Here is a 17,885-nt window from a genome sequence, read left to right on the forward strand (position 1 = left end):
CTTCTGGCTTCACATACGGCGCGACACCCATAAGGGCATGCGTTGACGCCGATACCGGTTCCGGTACCATGGTGTGCAGTAGTTCCTTTCGAGGTAACACAAATGGCACCCACAGCGTGGGTGTTGTCAAAGTTCAGATCGTGTCCCGCCAAGAACTGGATCTGGACTTAATGCTTCCGAGAAGGCCCGCCTAGTGCGGGCCTTCCTCTTTTAAGAGGCGATACGGCCGATAGGCAGTTCCTCCTGGCCGCTTACGAATGTCATGTCGATAGCGGCGAGCTTTTCAGCAACGGCATGTGCGATGAACTCACTAGCCGACTGTCCTTGGTGATCTGCAACAGCGAATAACTTTTCTGCGTCTGCAACGGGGAGCCGGGTAGTCAGAACATGACGGTCCCCTTTTGAAGGGCGTCCTCCGCGTGCGCGTTTCTGAATTGCCATGCCCCTCACGTTAGTTTCTGAAACGCTGGGGACTGGACATAACGTACGGCGTGTCGGCTTCATCTCTTTTAGAAGCCTTTTGCGACGGCGGCGGCTGCGGCGAGCCAGGCTCGTTGGGTGGTGGGCTGGAGTGCGTCGTAGCGGATGGGGCCGTTGACCAGGGCGGGGTCGTAGGGGATGCGGACAACAGCGCGCACGTGGGGTGTGAAGCCGTCGGCAATTCTGCGGGCTTCGTCTTTGGCGCGTTTGAGTGCGTCGCCGCTCATGCTTCGTTTGGCGTCGGTGGATTCGGAGACGATGACGACGGCGTTGCGTGCCAGTTCGGCGTCGTGACCGCCACGGGATTCGAGGGTTTGGAGGGTCAGGCGGGCGGCTTCGGCGCGGTCTTCGATCGCGGTGACCGGGACGACGAGCTGGTTGGTGTGGTGAATCATTCTCCGCCAGTTCGCGGCGCGGGCGGTGTTTCCCGAGTCCATGACGATGAGCCGGTAGTAGCGGGTAAGCACCTGGTGGGCGATGTCCACTTCCTCGGCGGTGACTTCGTGGTCGCCCTCGTCGTTTTCGTCTGAGCGCAGGACATCGAACTTGTCGGCAGTCTGGTGGTGGACGAACTGGGCGATCTCTGCTGCTTGGGCGCTGGGGGAGAGCAGCGCCTGGGATGAGTCGATGAGGTCCAGGACGCTGTTGTTGTGACCGCCTTGTTCCGTGCGCCAACCGAGTGTGCCTTGTGATTCGTTGTTGTCCCAGGCGACGGTCGCAGCGCCGCTGTAGCGGGCGAGGATGGCTGAGAGCATGACGACGGTGGGTGTCTTGTTCGCTCCGCCCTTGCGGTTGACGACGGCCACGGTACGGGGGCCGGGCCAGTGCTGGCTGACGATGCGGATGTCTTCGCGTTCGGCGAGCTCTTCGGCTGATGGGTCCATGCGGAGGCCGAGGCGGCTCAGGGCACCGCGCCAACCACGGGTGGCGGGCTGGAGAACGGGGGCGCTGATGAGGAACGAGGCGTCTTTGAGGCTGCGCCGGGCAGGCGGCTCAACGGCTGCTCTGGAGGCTGTGGCGGGCTCCTGGGCGTGCGCGGCCGTGACCGCTGCACCGAATCTCGCCGGGGCAGTGGCTGCGGGTTGTGCGGGCGTTTCCTCAGGCGCGGGAGCGTCGGGGGTCGGAGCGGTCAAAACCTGGGCTGGCTCGGGTGCTGAGGCGGCCTTAGCGGGCAGGGGGTCCTGCTGCCGGCGGGGGGCGGGTTTGGTCGGGGCGGCCTCGCTGACGACGCCCTCGGGGGAGACGATGATGAGGCCCTGCCCGTCCGGGTCGGTGGTGCTGACCTGGACGGGTCGGCCGAGCTGGGCAGCGGTTTCGGTGATGAGGCGCAGCGCATCGGTGAGGACGGCGGCCTCGTCGGCGGCCTCGATCGCGTGGGAGGTCCCGTTGATAGTGACTTCGCCGGTTCCGTTGGTGCGCAGGACGGCGTTGATTTTGGGGAAGTCGAGTGCCTGAGTTTCCATCTTCTGTCCTTACTTTGTGCCGTTCGGGGGTGTGAAGCGGTTGACCTGCCAGGGCTTGTCAGCCGTGCTGCGTAGCAGCTGCACGTCGTAATCGCCGGCGTCGGTGGGAATCACGACGTGGCAGCCGAAGCCGTTGGTCTCATCGATCTTGACTTGGCCTGTTCCGGTGACCTTGGTGGCCGGGATGTTGGCGGGGTCAACGTACTGGTAATCGGCGGTGGCCTGGGCGGTCAGGATTTGGCCGAGGTCCTGGATCCATGCCTTGTCCGTGACCGTAGGCCGGGCGTACAGCGTCATGGCCTTGGTCGCGGTTTCCAACGCGGCTGTCTTGCTTACCGCGTCCCAGGCGATGCCGAGGGTGGCCGGGGCAGTGCCGCCGGGAGCCTGGGGCTTGCCGCCGGCGCTGAGCGTGGCCGGGCTCGTGGCGGACGTACTGACCGACGATTCCGCCGGCGTTGAACTGGATACCGGCGCGCAGGCGGTGCACATGAGCAGGGCCGTGAGGGCTGTCAGGGTGCGTTTCATGGTTCCTCCGGTGAGTCGCTGCCGGGCAGGTAGAGAAAGGCGCTGGGAGCGCCGTTCTGGACCGTGCGGGTGTAGTAGGTGTGGTCATTCGGGGCGGGATTGCCGTTGTAGCCCTCTTCGAGGAAGCTGCCGTCGCCGTTGACGGCTTTGACGATGGCGACGTGGCCGTAGGTCCCGTCCGCGCCTCCGGTGCCGGGGGAGTACCAGACGACCGCGCCAACACGGGGCGTCATGCCGGTGGGCCAGCCTTTGGCGTCCCAGCCGTCCTTCCAGGTCAGGGCAGAACCGAGCAGGGCGCCGTCGGGCCGGAAGGTGCCGTTGAGGATCTTGTAGGGGGCGGTGCTGCTGCCCAGTTGCTGGTTGACGCGCCAGAGAGCGAAGTCAACGCATTCGCGGTTGAACATGCCCAGCGGAGAGGGCTGGTAGACCCTGGATGCGCGCCACGGCAGGTCATCGCCTTTGCCGGATTCACCGGGGATGCCGCAGGAGCTTGTCCCTCCGGTGTCGGTGATCTTGGTATCGCCCAGGGCGGCCACGACTTCCACGGCTGCAGGCCAATAGGTCTGGTAGTGGAACGGGTCGGCGTTGCGTTGGACCCTGTGCGCGGCGGTGGTGGGTTCGAGCTGTTCCCAGCCGCTGATCTTCGTCAGGGCTGTGAAGAAGTGGGTGGCGGAGGCCGTGGGGTTCATGCGGTCCTGGTAGGTGCCCCAGGCGCCGTTGTCGCGCTGTTGGAAAAGGCCCCGGGAGTCCGGGCCGGGACCATCACCATGGTCCAGGACGCGCAGGCCGGACTCTCCCATCGCGGTCATGACCCCTATGGTCTGGGCCCTGGCGGACAGGCCCATGGCTTTCCCGGCGTTGATGATCAAGGCCGCGTTGCGGAGCTGTTCGCCTTGGTAGCCAGCGATGGCGACCTTGGGCAGCCGGGCCTCGTCAACGCTGACGCTGCCGGCCGTGGGTGAGCAGACGTCGGCATCCGCCGTGGAGCCTCCGCCGAACAGGATGATGGAGAGCACCAGCCCGATGGGTGCGAGGACGGCACCAGCGGCCAGCACAGGCCCGCTCGTTCGTGCTTGCATGTGTCCCCCTCACATCTGTCCTGCTGCGCCTTACGGCTGGTCCTGGTCTGCCTCGTCTGCGGTGTTCGCTTCCGGTGTCTGGCCCTTCCTGAGGGTGTTCCGGTTTTCCCAGACCCAGTCTTTGACTTGATCTCTGGCGATTAACCATGTCTTCTCGACTTGGTAGGCAGGAATCACTCCGGTTTGGAGCCAGCGGTACACGGTGTTCCGGGAGAGCCCGAAGATTTCTTCGAGGTCCTGAGGCGTCAGACGCTCCGGGTACTTGGCGAAGAGTGCTTCCAGGTACTTGGGGTCCACGCTCAGTCCGTCCCACCGCATGAAGCAATCGTAGACCATAAATTGGTACTGTGATGTACTGGAAGTGACTGAAAGGTACTAAAGCTGTTGTTGGGGGTCACTTTTGGCCTTTCGTGTCGGATGGTACCGATACGATCTTTGCGGACATTACAGGGGGATGTGAAATGCCGGTCTCAAAGAATCGCTGGGTGACGTTCGGGGCAGAAACCATTGACGAACCTGTTCCAGTCATTCAGGAACAGGTTTCATTCGTTCCTACAGGGGCGACAAAGCCGCAGTTGAGTGTGCCGCAGCCGGATCAGGCGGACCGGCTTCCGAGAAGGAATGTCTCCGGGAGGGAGCCGGCTTTCTGGTGGCTTGGTGTCCACGGCGGCGCAGGCGAGACGTCGCTTGCACGTCTGGACAAGAACACCAGGGCAGCCGACCATCACTGGCCGTTGACGGCAACCGGATCCGCTGTGGTCCTGGTGGCCCGTTCCAACATCCCGGGCCTGCGTGCAGCACGGCTCGCGGCAACTGAATGGGCGTCGGGTTCCCTTCCCGGGATCCGCGTCGCCGGCCTCGTGGTCATGGCCGACACTCCCGGCCGGCTCCCTAAAGAGATCCGCGACTTTTCCCGCGTCGTGGCCGGGGGAGTGCCCCACGTGTGGCATTTCCCCTGGGTGGACGGATGGCGCTACGGCCACGACCTTCCCCCCGAAGAACTTCCCAAAGAAGCCCGCACCGCCCTGGAGCAGGTGCACATCGCAGTAACCGCCACTGCCGGACTCCCGGCCAAGTAGAAAGAAGAAACTTAAATGTTGTTCTCCAAGGCCATGAAATGGTCAAGCTTTGCCATCACCGAGATACCGAACCCGGGCACCGGTGAAGCACCTCCCGGCTCTGAAGGGTTGCTGACAATCCTCAAATGGGTCGCATGGATCGTCTTCGGCCTGGCCGTCGCGGGCATCCTGATCACCGCCGGAACGATGATGATCAACAACCGACGCGGTGAAGGCGGCGAGCACGCCGGCCGCCTCGCCTGGGTCCTCGGCGGCTGCATCCTGGCAGCCTCCGCCGGCGGCGTCGTAGGCGCCCTGGTCTAAGGAGCTTCAGCCATGACTGAACCGACAGTGAACGAAGACCAGAACCCACTGACCAAACCTAAGTTCATCATCTCGGCCGTGGTCGTGGCGATCATTGTCGCGCTTGGGATCATCCTGGCCCTGCCCAAAGGCGGAGGAACCCCGACAGCCGAACCAAGCAATACCGGATCAACCACGGCCAGCGCGCAACCCACCGCAACGGCGGCCGCAAGCATATGTGGCCTGCCCTCCGGGGACCAGGCCAAACCTGCCACCACACCCGCTGACACCAAATGGGAATTGGTCGGCAAGATCGCCGCCCCAACATCACCTGCGGAATTCGGCCCGGGCAAAACGGAAGCCAACGGCCTCCGTTCCTGCTTCGCACACTCACCAACCGGGGCGCTATACGCCGGAGCGAATATCGTGATCCTCGCCAGCTCAGGCCACAACGACTTGGTTCTTCGGTACCTCACCGTTGACAGTCCAGAGCGCGACAAGTTGCTCGGATCTTCCTCACCTTCAAGTAGTTCTGGAGGTCCTTCATTCCAACTGGCTGGCTTCAAGCTGACGGACTACACGGCGGAGCGCGCCGTGATCGAGTACGGATTCAAGGTATCCAACGGAACCTTCGGCTCATTGCCCGTTGTCTTGCAATGGTCCGGCGGCGACTGGAAAGCTGTTCCTCCTGCTTCCGGTCAGCCTGAAGGAAAGCAATTGGCCGACCTGAGCGGGTTCATTCCCTGGGAGGGCGTCTAACTTGCGGCCAATGGACCAGAACGGGAAGCCCTGTGACTGGTGGAACTTTGGGTGCCAGGCCGGCGACTTCATCAGTGACAAGGCGAACGACTCAATCAAAGACATGGCTCAAGCAATTGCCGATGCCGTGGGAAACGTCATCAAAACGCTTGGTACGTTCTGGGTGAATGTGGGAACTCCCGACATAACCTCCGCCCCGGGTGGTTCCACAGCGAGTGACCCAGTGTTGTATTTGCAGAACAGTCTCTATTTTTGGACGGCTGCCCTTGCGGTGCTGTCAGTCCTTGTGGGGTCGGCAAAGATGGTGATCGAACGCCGGGGTGCACCCCTGCGCGATCTGGCGCGTTCGCTCGCGACCTTGATTGTTGTATCCGGCGCGGGCGTAGCCGCGGTGGGTCTGCTGACGGTCGCTGCGGATCAGTTCTCTGCCTGGATCATCAAGAACTCCACCGATGGAACGTCGTTCAACGAGAACATCACGGCCCTGCTCGCGCTTTCGGCCACCAGCCCGATCGGTTCGATCATGATCATCCTTCTGGGGCTGATCGCGATTCTGGCCTCCGTGATGCAGATCGTCCTGATGATCATCCGCGGCGGCCTGCTCGTCATCCTGACGGGCATCTTTCCCACGGCTGCGGCTTTTACCAACACCGAGGCCGGCAAGGGATGGTTCCAGAAGTGCACGGCATGGCTGATCGCCTTCATTCTCTACAAGCCCGCGGCTGCCATCGTCTACGCCACAGCTTTCCAACTGAGCGGCACCAGGATCTTCGGAAACGTTGGTGAGGGCAAGGACTTTGGCTCCGCGCTCCTGACAACGGTCACAGGGCTGGCGCTGATGGTCATTGCTTTGTTCGCCATGCCAGCGCTCATGCGGTTCGTTACCCCCATGGTGGGTGCCGTCGCTGGCGGCGGTGGGGCCATGGCGGCGGGAACAGTCGGTGCACTGGCATCCGGCGCTATCAGCATGGGCAGCGCCGGACGAGGCGGCGGCCCCTCCACCAGCGGGGCGGCCACAGCCCACAGCCCATCAAGCCAGACCCCCGGGTCGCAGGGCCCCTCGGGGACTGGAAGCCAAGGAACGGCAGGAACGTCCGGCACGGCTGCAAAAGCCGGCGCCCGGGGTTCGGGCGCCACGGGCGCGCAGCCCGGGGCTGGCCCGGGAGCATCTACCGGCGCGGGCAGTACTGCCTCAGGCAGTGGAGCTGCATCCAGTGGAGCGGCCGCCGGCGGTGCCGCCGCGGCAGCGGGTGCTGGTGGCGTCGCCGTGCTGGCCGCCCAGAAGGGCGTTGAAGCAGGCCAGGCCGCGTCCGGGGCGATCAAGAACATGAGCGACGAATCTACGGGAGGTGCCTGACAGTGGCAGCTATCGAAAACACCTACAGGGAACCGACCTACGGCAACTGGCGGCGCCCGCGAAAGGCAGGCATCGGCACGCTGGGCGGCCTTGCCACCGCCGGATTGTTTGTTGGCCTGATCATCACGGTGATCTGTCTCTTCGTCGGCGGCTGGCTCCCAGGGCTCGTCTCGCTGCTCATCCTTGGTGTGGTCCTGGCCGTCGTCTCGGTGACCGACAAGCACAACAAGTCCGTAGGGGAGCGGGTCTTCGCCCGGCTGGCGTTCCGCTCGGCACGGCGCAGGAAGGCCAACATCTACCGCTCCGGCCCGCTGGGGCTCACGCCGTGGGGCGAGTTCCAGCTGCCGGGAATCTCTGCCGGGTCCAAGCTGTACGAGTTCACGGACTCCTATGGCCGCCCGTTCGCGCTGATTCACCTTCCCTCCACCGCTCACTACACCGTTGTCTTCGGCACCCAGCCCGACGGTGCGTCACTGGTCGATCCTGAGCAGATTGATGCCTGGGTGGCGAACTGGGGCGGCTGGCTGGCGTCGCTGTCGAACGAACCGGCCGTTGTGGCCGCATCGGTCACGGTCGAAACCGCACCCGATTCCGGGGCCCGGCTCCGCAGGGAAGTTGAATCCAACATCCACGACGACGCCCCCGCCATCGCGAAAGCCATGCTCCGGGAAGCGCTGGAGACCTACCCGCAGGGATCGGCCACAATCCGGGCGTGGGTCGCGCTGACGTTCAGCGCCGCTGCCCGGGCAGGCGGCAAGCGGCGCACCGCCGACGAGATCGCACGGGATCTCGCCTCGCGGCTTCCCAGCCTGACCGAGCGCCTGGAATCCACCGGTGCCGGGGCATGCGCACCGTTGAACGCCCAGGAACTGTGCGAGCTCGTACGGGTCGCATACGACCCTGCAGCGGCGAGGCTCATTGACGAAGCCCACTACCAAGGCAGACCCGTGGACCTGGACTGGGGCGACGTCGGACCCTCGGCCCATCAGGCTGACTGGGACGGCTACCGCCACGATTCCGGGCACTCGGTGTCCTGGTCGATGACCGGGGCACCCCGCGGCCACATCCTCGCATCAGCGCTGGCCCGCCTGGTCGCCCCGCACGGGGAGATTGCCCGCAAGCGCGTCACCTTGCTGTACCGGCCGATCGAAGCCGGCCGCGCGGCCGCCATCGTCGAATCCGACCAGACCAACGCCCTCACCCGGGCCTCCTCAACGAACCGGCCCACCGCCCGCGCCCTCGTCGACGCACGTGCGGCGCAGGCCACCGCAGCCGAGGAAGCCAAGGGCGCCGGGCTGGTCAACTTCGGCATGGTCGTCACCGCCACCGTGCTGTCCTCCCGTGACCTCGATGACGCCGTGGCCGTGGTCGAGGGCAACCTGGGCCCCTCGGCACGTCTGCTGTTGCGCCGCGCGTACGGCTCCCAGGATTCTGCCTTTGCCGCATCCCTGCCGCTGGGCCTGGTCCTGCCCAAGCACTTGAAGGTCCCCGAAGAGATCCGCGAGGCCATGTGATGTTCGGCAGCAAGACCAAACACCACCGCACACAAGCCCCTGCCACCAAAAAGACCCCTGCCACGAAGCTCGCGGCCGCGGTCGCGCGCCGCCCGGGCCTGCGCGGCTGGCGCGGCCGCGGGCAGGGCGAAGCCGTCTACGTCACCGCCGCGGACGAATGGCGCGGCACCTCGGTCCAGGTCTGCGGTCTCTGGCCGTTCGTGGGAGGGTCCGGCACCCCGATCCTCGGGGTGCCGATCGGCGTGCACACCGACACCGGGGCGCCCTTCGGCGCCGATCCGATCAGCTGGTTCATGCACGGCATGATCAACAACCCCTCCATGTTTGTCCTCGGCCTGCCGCACTACGGCAAGTCCACCCTCGTGAGGCACATCGTCCTCGGTCTGGCAGGGCGCGGTATCAACCCGTTGATCCTCGGTGACCTGAAACCGGACTACGTTGACCTGATCGAAGCCCTCGGCGGGCAGGTCATCAGCCTGGGGCCCGGGCGCGGGCACCTGAACGTCCTGGACCCCGGCGAGGCCACCGGTGCCGCCGTCAGGCTGCTCGCCTTCGCCGAGGAACACCGGGCCAACGCCAACCGGGCCCTGAACGATCCAGATAGCGAGCAGGCCGCGGCCACTCAGCTGCTGGCTGCCGCTGTGAAGGCGGAGAAGCTGGCCGAACAGCTGATGGCCGACTCGCACAACCGGCGCCTGAACATGATCACGGCGCTGATCACCATCGTCCGTAACGCCAAGCCCAGCGCCCATGAGGAATCCCTGATCGACCGGGCGCTGCACATCCTGGACGAGCGCCTGGACCGGGTTCCCCTGATCGGGGATCTGATCGAGGTCATCAAAGACGCCCCCGACGAACTGCGGGCCATCGCCCTGGACCGTGGAGACATGAGCCGCTACCTCGACGCGACCGACCAGCTGCGCCAGTCGCTGTACTCCCTGGACGGGTCGGGCCGCTTCTCGGACATGTTCTCCCAGCCCACCGACCAGCCGATGGACCTGACCAAACCCGTGGTCTTCGACCTCTCCGGGATCTCCGACACCCAGCGCGACATCCAGGCGGCCTGCCTGCTGGCCTGCTGGTCAACCGGGTTCGCGACCGTCCAGGTGGCCCACACCCTGGCCGACGCCGGCCTGGAGCCGCGCCGTAACTACTTTGTCGTCATGGACGAACTCTGGCGGGCCCTGCGCTCCGGTGAAGGCATGGTGGACCGGGTCGACTCGCTGACCCGGTTGAACCGTACCGAGGGCGTGGGGCAGGCGATGATCACGCACACCATGAGTGACCTTGAAGCCCTGCCCACCGAATCCGAGCGGATGAAGGCCCGTGGCTTCGTCGAACGCTCCGGCATGGTCGTCTGCGGTGCCCTGCCTGGCGGCGAGATGGAGAAGCTGAACAAAGCCGTCACGCTCTCCCGGGCCGAGCAGGCCCGTCTCATCTCCTGGGCCGATCCCGGGTCGTGGACGGACATCGGCGGCTCGCGCAAGCGCGTCCGTCCCGGCCTGGGAAAGTTCCTCTTCAAAGTCGGCGGCCGGCCAGGAGTTCCCGTGGCCCTGAAGCTAACCATTGTCGAAAAATCGCTCCACGACACAAACAAACGCTGGAAGACAACCCACGGGGAAGGGGAAAACTGATGGGTGCACCAAACAGCGGCAAGCGATCCGGGCTCACCGCGGAGACGATCCTGCTCTGGATCTTCATCACCCTAGTGGTGCTGGGAGTCGGGTCGGTGACCGGCGCCGTGCATCTGGGGTCGATGCTGTCCAATGACGGCCAGAAACTCCCGGCGAACCCGTTTGAACTGGTCTTCGGCCTGATCTCACACAAGGTCACCTGGCCGGCGGCCGCCACCTGGGTCCTGGCCGGCTTCGGCGTCCTCATCATCGTCCTGGCCGTGCTCGTGGTCCGCGGGGTGCTGCGTCGACGGTCCAGACGTTCCCGCGTGGACGTCGCCGCCCAGCACATGGCCAAGGGCAAGGATCTGCGGGCACTGAGCCTGCGAGGGGCCACGGCGACCGCGGAGCGCCTGGGCGTCAAGGGATCGCCCGGTGTCCCGATCGGCAAAACGGTCCTGGGTGGGCAAATGGTCTACGGCTCCTGGGAAGACATGCACATGGACATCTGGGGGCCTCGGACCGGTAAAACGACATCCCGGGCCATCCCGGCCATCCTGGCCGCTCCGGGCGCTGCCCTGGTGACCTCAAACAAGCGGGACATCGTTGACGGCACGCGCGACGTCCGGGCCGCCGATGGGCCGGTATGGGTCTTCGATCCCCAGGCCGTCGCCCTCGAGGAACCCACCTGGTGGTGGAACCCCCTGTCCTACGTCACGGACGAAGTGCGGGCGGCCCGCCTGGCTGACCACTTCGCCGCCGGCTCCCGCGGCCCGGATGCCAAAACGGATGCCTATTTCGATCCTGCCGGCCAGGATCTCCTGGCCGGCCTCCTGCTCGCGGCGGCTCTCGACGGCCGGCCGATCACGCAGGTTCATACCTGGCTGACCAGGCCGGCGGACGACGAAGCGGTGGACATTCTCAAGACCCACGGATTCCTCCAGACCTCCAACGCTGTCGGCGGCGTCATCAACGCACCGGAGAAGCAGCGCGGCGGCGTCTACGGCACAGCGCTGCAAATGGCGTCGTGCCTCACCAACCGCCAGGTCGCCCGGTGGGTGACTCCGCAGGGCGAAAACGACGAGCGGCCTCAGTTCGATCCGGCAGAGTTCGTCCGGTCCAAGGGCACCCTGTACAGCCTCTCCAAGGAAGGCAAAGGCACCGCGGGCCCACTCGTGACGGCGCTGACCGTCGCGACCGTCGAAGCCGCAGAAGAACTCGCTGTCCATTCGCCCGGTGGCCGGCTGGCCACTCCGATGGTTGGTGTTCTGGACGAAGCGGCCAACGTCTGCCGCTGGCGGGAACTCCCCAACCTGTACAGCCACTACGGATCCCGAGGCATCGTCCTGATGACCATCCTCCAGTCCTGGTCCCAAGGCGTGGAAGTCTGGGGCCGCGACGGGATGCGCAAACTCTGGTCAGCCTCCAACATCAAGGTCTACGGCGGCGGCGTCGCCGAAGCCGAATTCCTGAACGAACTCGCCCAGCTCGTGGGGGAGTACCGCTACTCCAACACCACCCGCAGCCGCTCCAAACAGGGCACCTCCTACAGCCACGACGACGACCGCAAGGAACGCACCCTGGACGTCTCAGACCTCGCCGCGTTTCCTCGCGGCCGAGCCATCATGTTCGCCTCCGGCGCCCCCGCTGCGCTGCTGGAAACTGTGCCCTGGATGAGCGGCCCGCACGCCGAAGCGGTGCGGGCATCCATCGCCGCGCACGACCCCGCGAACAAGCCGACGCCAGCGGCCGGGAACCGGTGGATCGCTGCGGGTGCCTCTCATGAGTGAGGGCCTGGGGGAGTGGGACGACGAGCTGGAGGACCCCCCGGTCCCGACGGAGCCGGGCGAGGAGGACTCGGACGCTCCTGAGCTGTTCTACCCAACCGTCGCCGACTTCGTCAGCGGCAAGCTGGCCACCAGCTACCGACGGCAGCTCAACGTCCAGGGCGGTGTGACCTGGTGCCCGCAGTGGTGGAAACACGCCGAAGCGATCAGCCGCCTCGAAGCACTCTGGCGGGCATGGGAATTCCTGCGCCTGGACGGTACCACGGGGATGAGCGTCTGGTGGCGCGACCACGCAGACCACCACATGTCCGTTCTCCTCTCAACCGATGGGCCATTCAAGGGCTGCAACCCGGACGACGGTCACCGTGCCAAACTCGCTCCTCTACCCTGCGAGGAACCGCCCACAGGGCTGTTCTGAGGCGGATGTCGTTAAGCAACGCTCAAGGTGACCACCCGGGCTGTCCACAGTTGGGGTCAATCCGGGTTATCCACGGCTGGAATCGGGAGCCATTAGGAAAGCTCCCTCAGCAGCCGTAGCGGTGGATAACCCCTCAGGATTGTCCCCGGCTGGGGGCAAGCTACTGAGCGCCCAGACCGCGGCCAACCGCCACATAAGCCTCCTGCGCTCCACCGAAGACCCCATCAACTGATGCATCCGTCAGTGGCTATCGAGCAGCCAACACGCCAAAAGCTCTACAGTATGGTCCTTCCCAGAAAGCCGATTTAAACGGCTTGGCTTGTTCCGGTGTGGCGGAACCTATTTTCACGCTAGTGTCTGGCCCTCATGGGAAGATTGCTGCTGGCGGCGCCGCTGGAGACGCCGCCATTTACATCGAGGAGAGATTTTGGCGGATGAAGTTGGGGGGCACTTCACCCTGCTCGACGTTGGTTCCCGAAGCGGAAACTTTGGGGTAGTTCGCAAGGGTATTGATCGACGCGACGCATCATTTGTGGCTGTTAAGTTTGTTAATAGCCAGTCCGATGAGCTGAGCCTTAGGGTTTTTCGACGGGAAACAAAGACACTCGGGGAGCTCACTCACCCCAATATCGTGCCTTACCGAGGTTCGGGAATTGACGAGACGGGCAACTATTACATTGTTTTGGACTGGGTTGAACGCAACCTCGACGACGTTCTCAAGGAGACGGGTCCTTGGACCTCGTGGGACCGCCTTTATACCGAGCTCGCTTTGCCCCTAGTGGAAGCTTTGGCCTACACGCACCTAAAGCAGGTGGAGCACCGAGACATCAAGCCCAAAAACGTACTCATATCCTCCAGCGGAGTACCCATGCTGGCCGACTTCGGCATCGCCAAGATCCGCGGCGACGAGGAGGAAACCACCAATACCGTGGCGGACTGGCACTCCCGTCCCTACGCCCCGCCGGAGCTGAACGCCGACGCTCGGTATGTCCGCGACGTCTACTCTATTGGTGTTCTCCTACTGCAGTGCTTAAGCAGTAACCAGCTAACTTCCCTGGCGGACGTTGAGCACGCCGTACAGGGCGTCGATATACCGCCGGCGATTCGCAAGATCCTAAACGCTTGTATTGCCACGGATCCAAACGACCGTCCAAAGAATGCCAGTGATCTACTGGGCCTTTTGGCGACTGCACAGAAGCGCCGTGTGACCACGGCGGCTTCCAGCAAGTGCATCTGGTTAAGGATGCAGGGCAGCGCTGCCACCGCCCTTGCCGGGCATAGGGACAAGCGCCAAGAGGCACAAGCGATCGCTCAAGCTGACCTAGCCGGCGAGGTCTACGCGGCCTTCTTCTTGGACCGAGACTCCGGCGAGCAACAACGTGACTCCATCTTTCTAGTGGGTGAGACCTGGCGCTTTCACATCAAGCCAGATGGCGAGGGCGCGGTGTTAGTGTCCGCTAAAAAGCTTGAGTTCGACGAGCTGGAGCGTTTCCGGCGCCGAGCACTCCTGCTCTCCCGCCGGTATGAATGGTCTTTCTACCGGCCCACCAACCTCACTGGTGCCAGGGAGGCAGTCGGCGAACTGATCGACGCACTTGATGATTTTTACACTGAGCAAGCTGACAGCATCGCTGCCGGAGCGGTAGACCGTGAGGGCGATGACCTGTTCGATACCTGGCTTCGGGTCCTCAATGCCCGCGAAGAGCTTGCCCGGGGCGAAAAGAAACCGATCCCATACACCAAATGCAAAACTAGGGGACGCGAGGCGACTTTCACCCTCGTCGATCCGGTGGAACAAGATCTCGTTAACACTGAGTGGCGAGTTAAGGACCAGCACAGCGAACGACGCTTCGGCTGGGGTGAAGTCATTGACCATGACGGCGATAAGGTCGTCATCCTAGGCAATCGTTGGGGCAGCTTGCCCGATCGTGGGCAACTTATCCCGCATATCGGCCCGGACGAAATTGCTATTGGAAGGCAACGCGAGGCAGTTATTGCTGTTAAGAACGGAGCAGCTGCCCGTCCAGAGTTGCGGGACTTGTTGCTGCGCCCAGAGGGCGCCGAAGAACCCAGCCAAGCAGAGATTACTCACTGGAGCCGTGACCTTGATAGCAGCAAGCAACAGGCTGTGAGCAATGCGCTTGGCACCTCCGACCTATTCCTCGTCCAAGGTCCACCGGGCACGGGCAAAACAAGTTTTATTGCCGAACTTGTTGAGCAAACTCTGCTAGCGAAACCTGACGCCCGGATATTGATAGCCTCACAGACCAATGTCGCGGTGGACAATGCGTTGGAGAAGCTCGACGCAGGTGGTTTTTCCAATCTTGTCCGACTCGCCAGTGCAGACGTGACTCGAGTCAGCGACTCAGTGCGCCACCTGCTACTGGAAGCCCAAATGAAGCGATGGGCTCAGCTGGTCCGAAAGCGGGCAGAAGCACAGCTAGGGGCTCGCGCTGAGGCTGCCGGCATTCCCAGCGCCCACCTTCGTGCAGCCCTTGCGCTACAGCAACTCGCAGGCACCGTCAATGAAATCACCATGCTGCAGTCTCGGGCGCTCATCGACTCTCGGCAGGAGACCGAGGAAACGGAGCTGACAACAGCTCTGGGATCAAGCGAGTCGACGTCGTCCGCTCAAGAGCGAGTCGACGCGCTCATTGATTTGCGTGATGAGCTAATCGAGGAGGCCCAGACATTGTTGGCCAGTGATCTCACTCTCTCACGCAACATGACAAGTCAGGATGCGCTCAACGCCGTCGAACTTCTTGTTGGTGACGGTGATGCTGAGCGGGCGCTCCTGGCCCGCCTACGGCTTCAAGGCCAGTGGCTGCAACGCATAGCATCTGACGAACGCCTCGCCACAACCTTCCTCGACCAAACCAGCGTTATTGCAGGCACATGCACAGGTTTTCTACGCCATCCGGCCGTTCGACACCTCGATATTGACCTATGCATCGTTGATGAAGCCTCGCGCGCCACCCTGACCGAAGCCCTTGTGCCTGTATCTCGAGCTAACCGTTGGGTTTTCGTCGGGGACACGAAGCAGCTACCGCCGACCGATGAAGAACTGCTTCGGAGCCAAGAGCTCCTGAATGAGCAACAACTCGCAGAGGAGGACATCAAGGAGACCCTCTTCCAGCGGTTGGCGGATAAGCTGCCCGCTCATTCTCAGATGATGCTAAGTCAGCAATACCGCATGATTCGCCCCATTGGTGATCTCATCTCATCCTGCTTCTACGATGAAAAGCTCAGGTCAACTCGTGAGGATGGGCTGGACGGTTACGAACTCGGCTATGGCAAGCCGGTCATGTGGGTAGACACCTCAGGCTTGGGAGATTCACGGCGAGAGTCAGCACCTCAAGGTAAAGCGACGAGCTATGCCAACCGCACTGAGGTGCGGGTACTGATTGATCGCTTGAGAATCCTCAACAAGGCAATTGACCATCAAGTCGTCAAGCTTCCCCAAGAGGGCAAACCCCTGGAGGTGCTCGTTATTGCGCCTTACGTCAGCCAAGTCACCGAGTTGAAGGTGCAAGTTGCTCCAATATTGAGTCGTCTCACTCATCTAAACGTCACCATCATGTCGGTCGATGCTGTGCAAGGACGTGAATCCGATGTCGCGTTGCTGTCAGTCACCCGCAGTAATGCGGGCGGGCACCTAGGGTTCTTAGGTGCTGAATATTGGCGCCGTATCAATGTGGCCCTATCACGGGCAAGATTCGGCTTGACGATAGTCGGGGACGCCGGATTCATCAAAGGAACCACCGGCGCACTGCGCCAAGTCCTCACATATATAGAGATGAACCACGAGGATTGCGAAATCAGAATGGCTGAACGATGACCATCACTGCTTCCGAACAGATCCGCCGCCGCTTTGGTAATCAGCGCCCGGGTCTTGAGCTACTTGGACTCGTCGAGGCCGCCCTGCCAGTGACGGTACTTCGTCTCGATGTACTCGCCCAGGAGCGCAAGCAACTTCCGTTGTTGGACGAATTCATCATCCGCTTCATCCATGAAGGCGTCGAGGATATCGACGAGCTGGCCGAACTGCTCGGACTTGAACGGGAACAAGTTCTCAATGCGACCGCTGAGCAAGTGAGCGAAGGCAACATTCGGCGCTCGTCTGGTCGGCTGGCGCTGACTGCCCAAGGTTTGGAGACTGCACGAAGCCTAGCGGCCATTCAACCGGTGCTCCGGCAGTTGCCTGTCCCATTTGATCGCGTGACGTGGAGCATCGAGAACTATCCGCAGATCACCTTGGTGCGTAAGAAGGAAGCCGAGGACCTCGGCTACCTCCTGCTGCCTGCCAAGAAACACTCTCGGGTGACATTGGCGGATCTGACCGTCGAACGGTTCAACCAGATCTTTCGTAGTCGCGATGACCGCAATCGGCTTATCGAGATCATCAGACTCCGGAAAATTGCCTCCCAAAATCAGTTTCTCTACCTCCCTGTCAAACTTCTCGTCTACGGCAATCCTGAGTCAGGGGAAGTAGAACTGGCCCTTTGTATCGATAATGAGCTCCAGGCTGCGCATGGTCTGGAGCTGGCAGCCATGGATGCGGTGGCTAAGCTCGGCATCCAGGTCGGCCACGCCGAGCCTCGCCCAAGACTTGAACCCGCGCTAGAAAAGCTGCGTGTGTCAGCCGAACAAGTCGAAGTCTTGGCCCACTTGAGTGACACTTCGCCCCCCAAGGTCGAGAGCGCAGAACTGTCTAGCGCTGAAGCGGCTCCGAAGGTGTCCGAAATGCCAGTCCGCAGTGTGAGCGTCTTCGAGCACCCCGATCATTTGACCGCGGCCCTAGAGTCCGCCAAAAAACGACTTCTGATCATCTCGCCGTGGGTAAAAGGTGGCGTTGTAAACACCGACTTTGCCGCCAAACTTGAGCGTCGCCTTCGAGCTGGAGTTGAGGTCTACATCGGTCATGGAATCGGTCCGGATGATCGCGACTCAGACGATTGGGCGCTGCGGAAACTGCATAATCTGTCGAAACGCTACCCCGGCAAATTCCATTTCGTACGGCTAAAGAACACCCACGCCAAGATCCTTGTCTATGACGGCATATGGATCAATACCAGCTTCAACTGGCTGTCCTTCAAGGGCGATCCGGACCGCACCTTTCGAATGGAAGAAGGCACCCTTGTTCAAATTCCTAGCGAAGTCGACAAGGCATACAAACAATACGTGACGATTCTGCAGCAAGACGCCAAGTAATCACGGGCCAGGACGGAACTCAAAAAGGAGGAGCCTGCCAGAAAGGGTTTCGTTTACCGGAAACTACAACGTCGCGCGCGCAATCTCATCCGAGGTGCCGACTGTCAGGTTTGAATCTTAGACTGTCCGCCGAAAGTGTACACGAGCGGCCTTCTGGACCCTATTCTGACGCTCTTTTCCTTGTTGGCTGACGTCAGGTTGGGGTGTAGCCCATGTCATTTTCGGAGCCAAATAAAACGACGATATGGGTGTCGGGTGTCAGGAAGCTGTGGACCTGTTTGCCGAAGGTCCCGGTGAAAGCTTCCTTGGCTGAGGTAG

At 62.7% G+C, this 17,885-nt stretch carries 14 protein-coding genes; 10 read left to right on the forward strand and 4 right to left on the reverse strand.

Annotation, left to right across the window (positions count from 1 at the left end):
- Nucleotides 1-509: 509 nt before the first annotated feature.
- From LFT46_RS20985 to LFT46_RS21000, 4 genes are read right to left on the reverse strand one after another with little or no spacing between them, the layout of a single operon-like run.
- A complete protein-coding gene (locus LFT46_RS20985; protein ID WP_236822163.1) occupies nucleotides 510-1,943 on the reverse strand; it encodes a MinD/ParA family ATP-binding protein in 1,434 nt (477 codons plus the stop codon).
- A 9-nt stretch (nucleotides 1,944-1,952) separates the two neighbouring features.
- Complete coding sequence (locus LFT46_RS20990) at nucleotides 1,953-2,468, reverse strand: hypothetical protein (RefSeq protein WP_236822164.1); 516 nt, start codon at nucleotides 2,466-2,468, stop codon at nucleotides 1,953-1,955.
- Nucleotides 2,465-3,547, reverse strand: coding sequence for a CHAP domain-containing protein (locus LFT46_RS20995; protein WP_236822165.1), 1,083 nt, complete (start codon nucleotides 3,545-3,547; stop codon nucleotides 2,465-2,467). The genes LFT46_RS20990 and LFT46_RS20995 overlap by 4 nt, the downstream gene beginning before the upstream one ends.
- A 30-nt stretch (nucleotides 3,548-3,577) precedes the next feature.
- A complete protein-coding gene (locus tag LFT46_RS21000; protein ID WP_236822166.1) occupies nucleotides 3,578-3,865 on the reverse strand; it encodes a helix-turn-helix domain-containing protein in 288 nt (95 codons plus the stop codon).
- 143 nt (nucleotides 3,866-4,008) lie between these two features.
- Between LFT46_RS21000 and LFT46_RS21315 the strand changes: the two genes are divergently transcribed.
- The 10 genes from LFT46_RS21315 to LFT46_RS21050 all read left to right on the forward strand — a co-directional run bounded on the left by LFT46_RS21315 (nucleotide 4,009) and on the right by LFT46_RS21050 (nucleotide 17,567).
- Nucleotides 4,009-4,626, forward strand: a complete 618-nt coding sequence (locus LFT46_RS21315) for a DUF6668 family protein (protein ID WP_336885567.1) — start codon at nucleotides 4,009-4,011, stop codon at nucleotides 4,624-4,626.
- A 15-nt stretch (nucleotides 4,627-4,641) separates the two neighbouring features.
- Nucleotides 4,642-4,929: a hypothetical protein gene (locus LFT46_RS21010; RefSeq protein WP_236822168.1), complete on the forward strand. Its 288-nt coding sequence runs from the start codon at nucleotides 4,642-4,644 to the stop codon at nucleotides 4,927-4,929.
- Between the two features lie 12 nt (nucleotides 4,930-4,941).
- On the forward strand, nucleotides 4,942-5,667 hold the full coding sequence (locus tag LFT46_RS21015; protein ID WP_236822169.1) for a hypothetical protein: 726 nt from the start codon (nucleotides 4,942-4,944) through the stop codon (nucleotides 5,665-5,667).
- 10 nt (nucleotides 5,668-5,677) lie between these two features.
- Nucleotides 5,678-7,024 (forward strand): hypothetical protein, encoded by a 1,347-nt coding sequence (locus LFT46_RS21020; RefSeq protein ID WP_236822170.1) that lies wholly within the window; start codon nucleotides 5,678-5,680, stop codon nucleotides 7,022-7,024.
- Between the two features lie 2 nt (nucleotides 7,025-7,026).
- A complete protein-coding gene (locus tag LFT46_RS21025; protein ID WP_236822171.1) occupies nucleotides 7,027-8,538 on the forward strand; it encodes an SCO6880 family protein in 1,512 nt (503 codons plus the stop codon).
- On the forward strand, nucleotides 8,538-10,172 hold the full coding sequence (locus tag LFT46_RS21030) for an ATP/GTP-binding protein (protein ID WP_236822172.1): 1,635 nt from the start codon (nucleotides 8,538-8,540) through the stop codon (nucleotides 10,170-10,172). The genes LFT46_RS21025 and LFT46_RS21030 overlap by 1 nt, the downstream gene beginning before the upstream one ends.
- Nucleotides 10,172-11,941, forward strand: coding sequence for a type IV secretory system conjugative DNA transfer family protein (locus LFT46_RS21035; protein WP_236822173.1), 1,770 nt, complete (start codon nucleotides 10,172-10,174; stop codon nucleotides 11,939-11,941). Before LFT46_RS21030 ends, LFT46_RS21035 begins: the two co-directional genes overlap by 1 nt.
- Entirely contained in the window at nucleotides 11,934-12,356 is a 423-nt protein-coding gene (locus LFT46_RS21040) for a DUF4913 domain-containing protein (RefSeq protein ID WP_236822174.1), read from the forward strand. The genes LFT46_RS21035 and LFT46_RS21040 overlap by 8 nt, the downstream gene beginning before the upstream one ends.
- 427 nt (nucleotides 12,357-12,783) lie before the next feature.
- Entirely contained in the window at nucleotides 12,784-16,194 is a 3,411-nt protein-coding gene (locus LFT46_RS21045) for a serine/threonine-protein kinase (RefSeq protein WP_236822175.1), read from the forward strand.
- Nucleotides 16,191-17,567, forward strand: a complete 1,377-nt coding sequence (locus LFT46_RS21050; protein WP_236822176.1) for a hypothetical protein — start codon at nucleotides 16,191-16,193, stop codon at nucleotides 17,565-17,567. Before LFT46_RS21045 ends, LFT46_RS21050 begins: the two co-directional genes overlap by 4 nt.
- Nucleotides 17,568-17,885: the final 318 nt, after the last annotated feature.

Source organism: Arthrobacter sp. FW306-07-I, from assembly GCF_021800405.1.
Classification (GTDB): domain Bacteria; phylum Actinomycetota; class Actinomycetes; order Actinomycetales; family Micrococcaceae; genus Arthrobacter.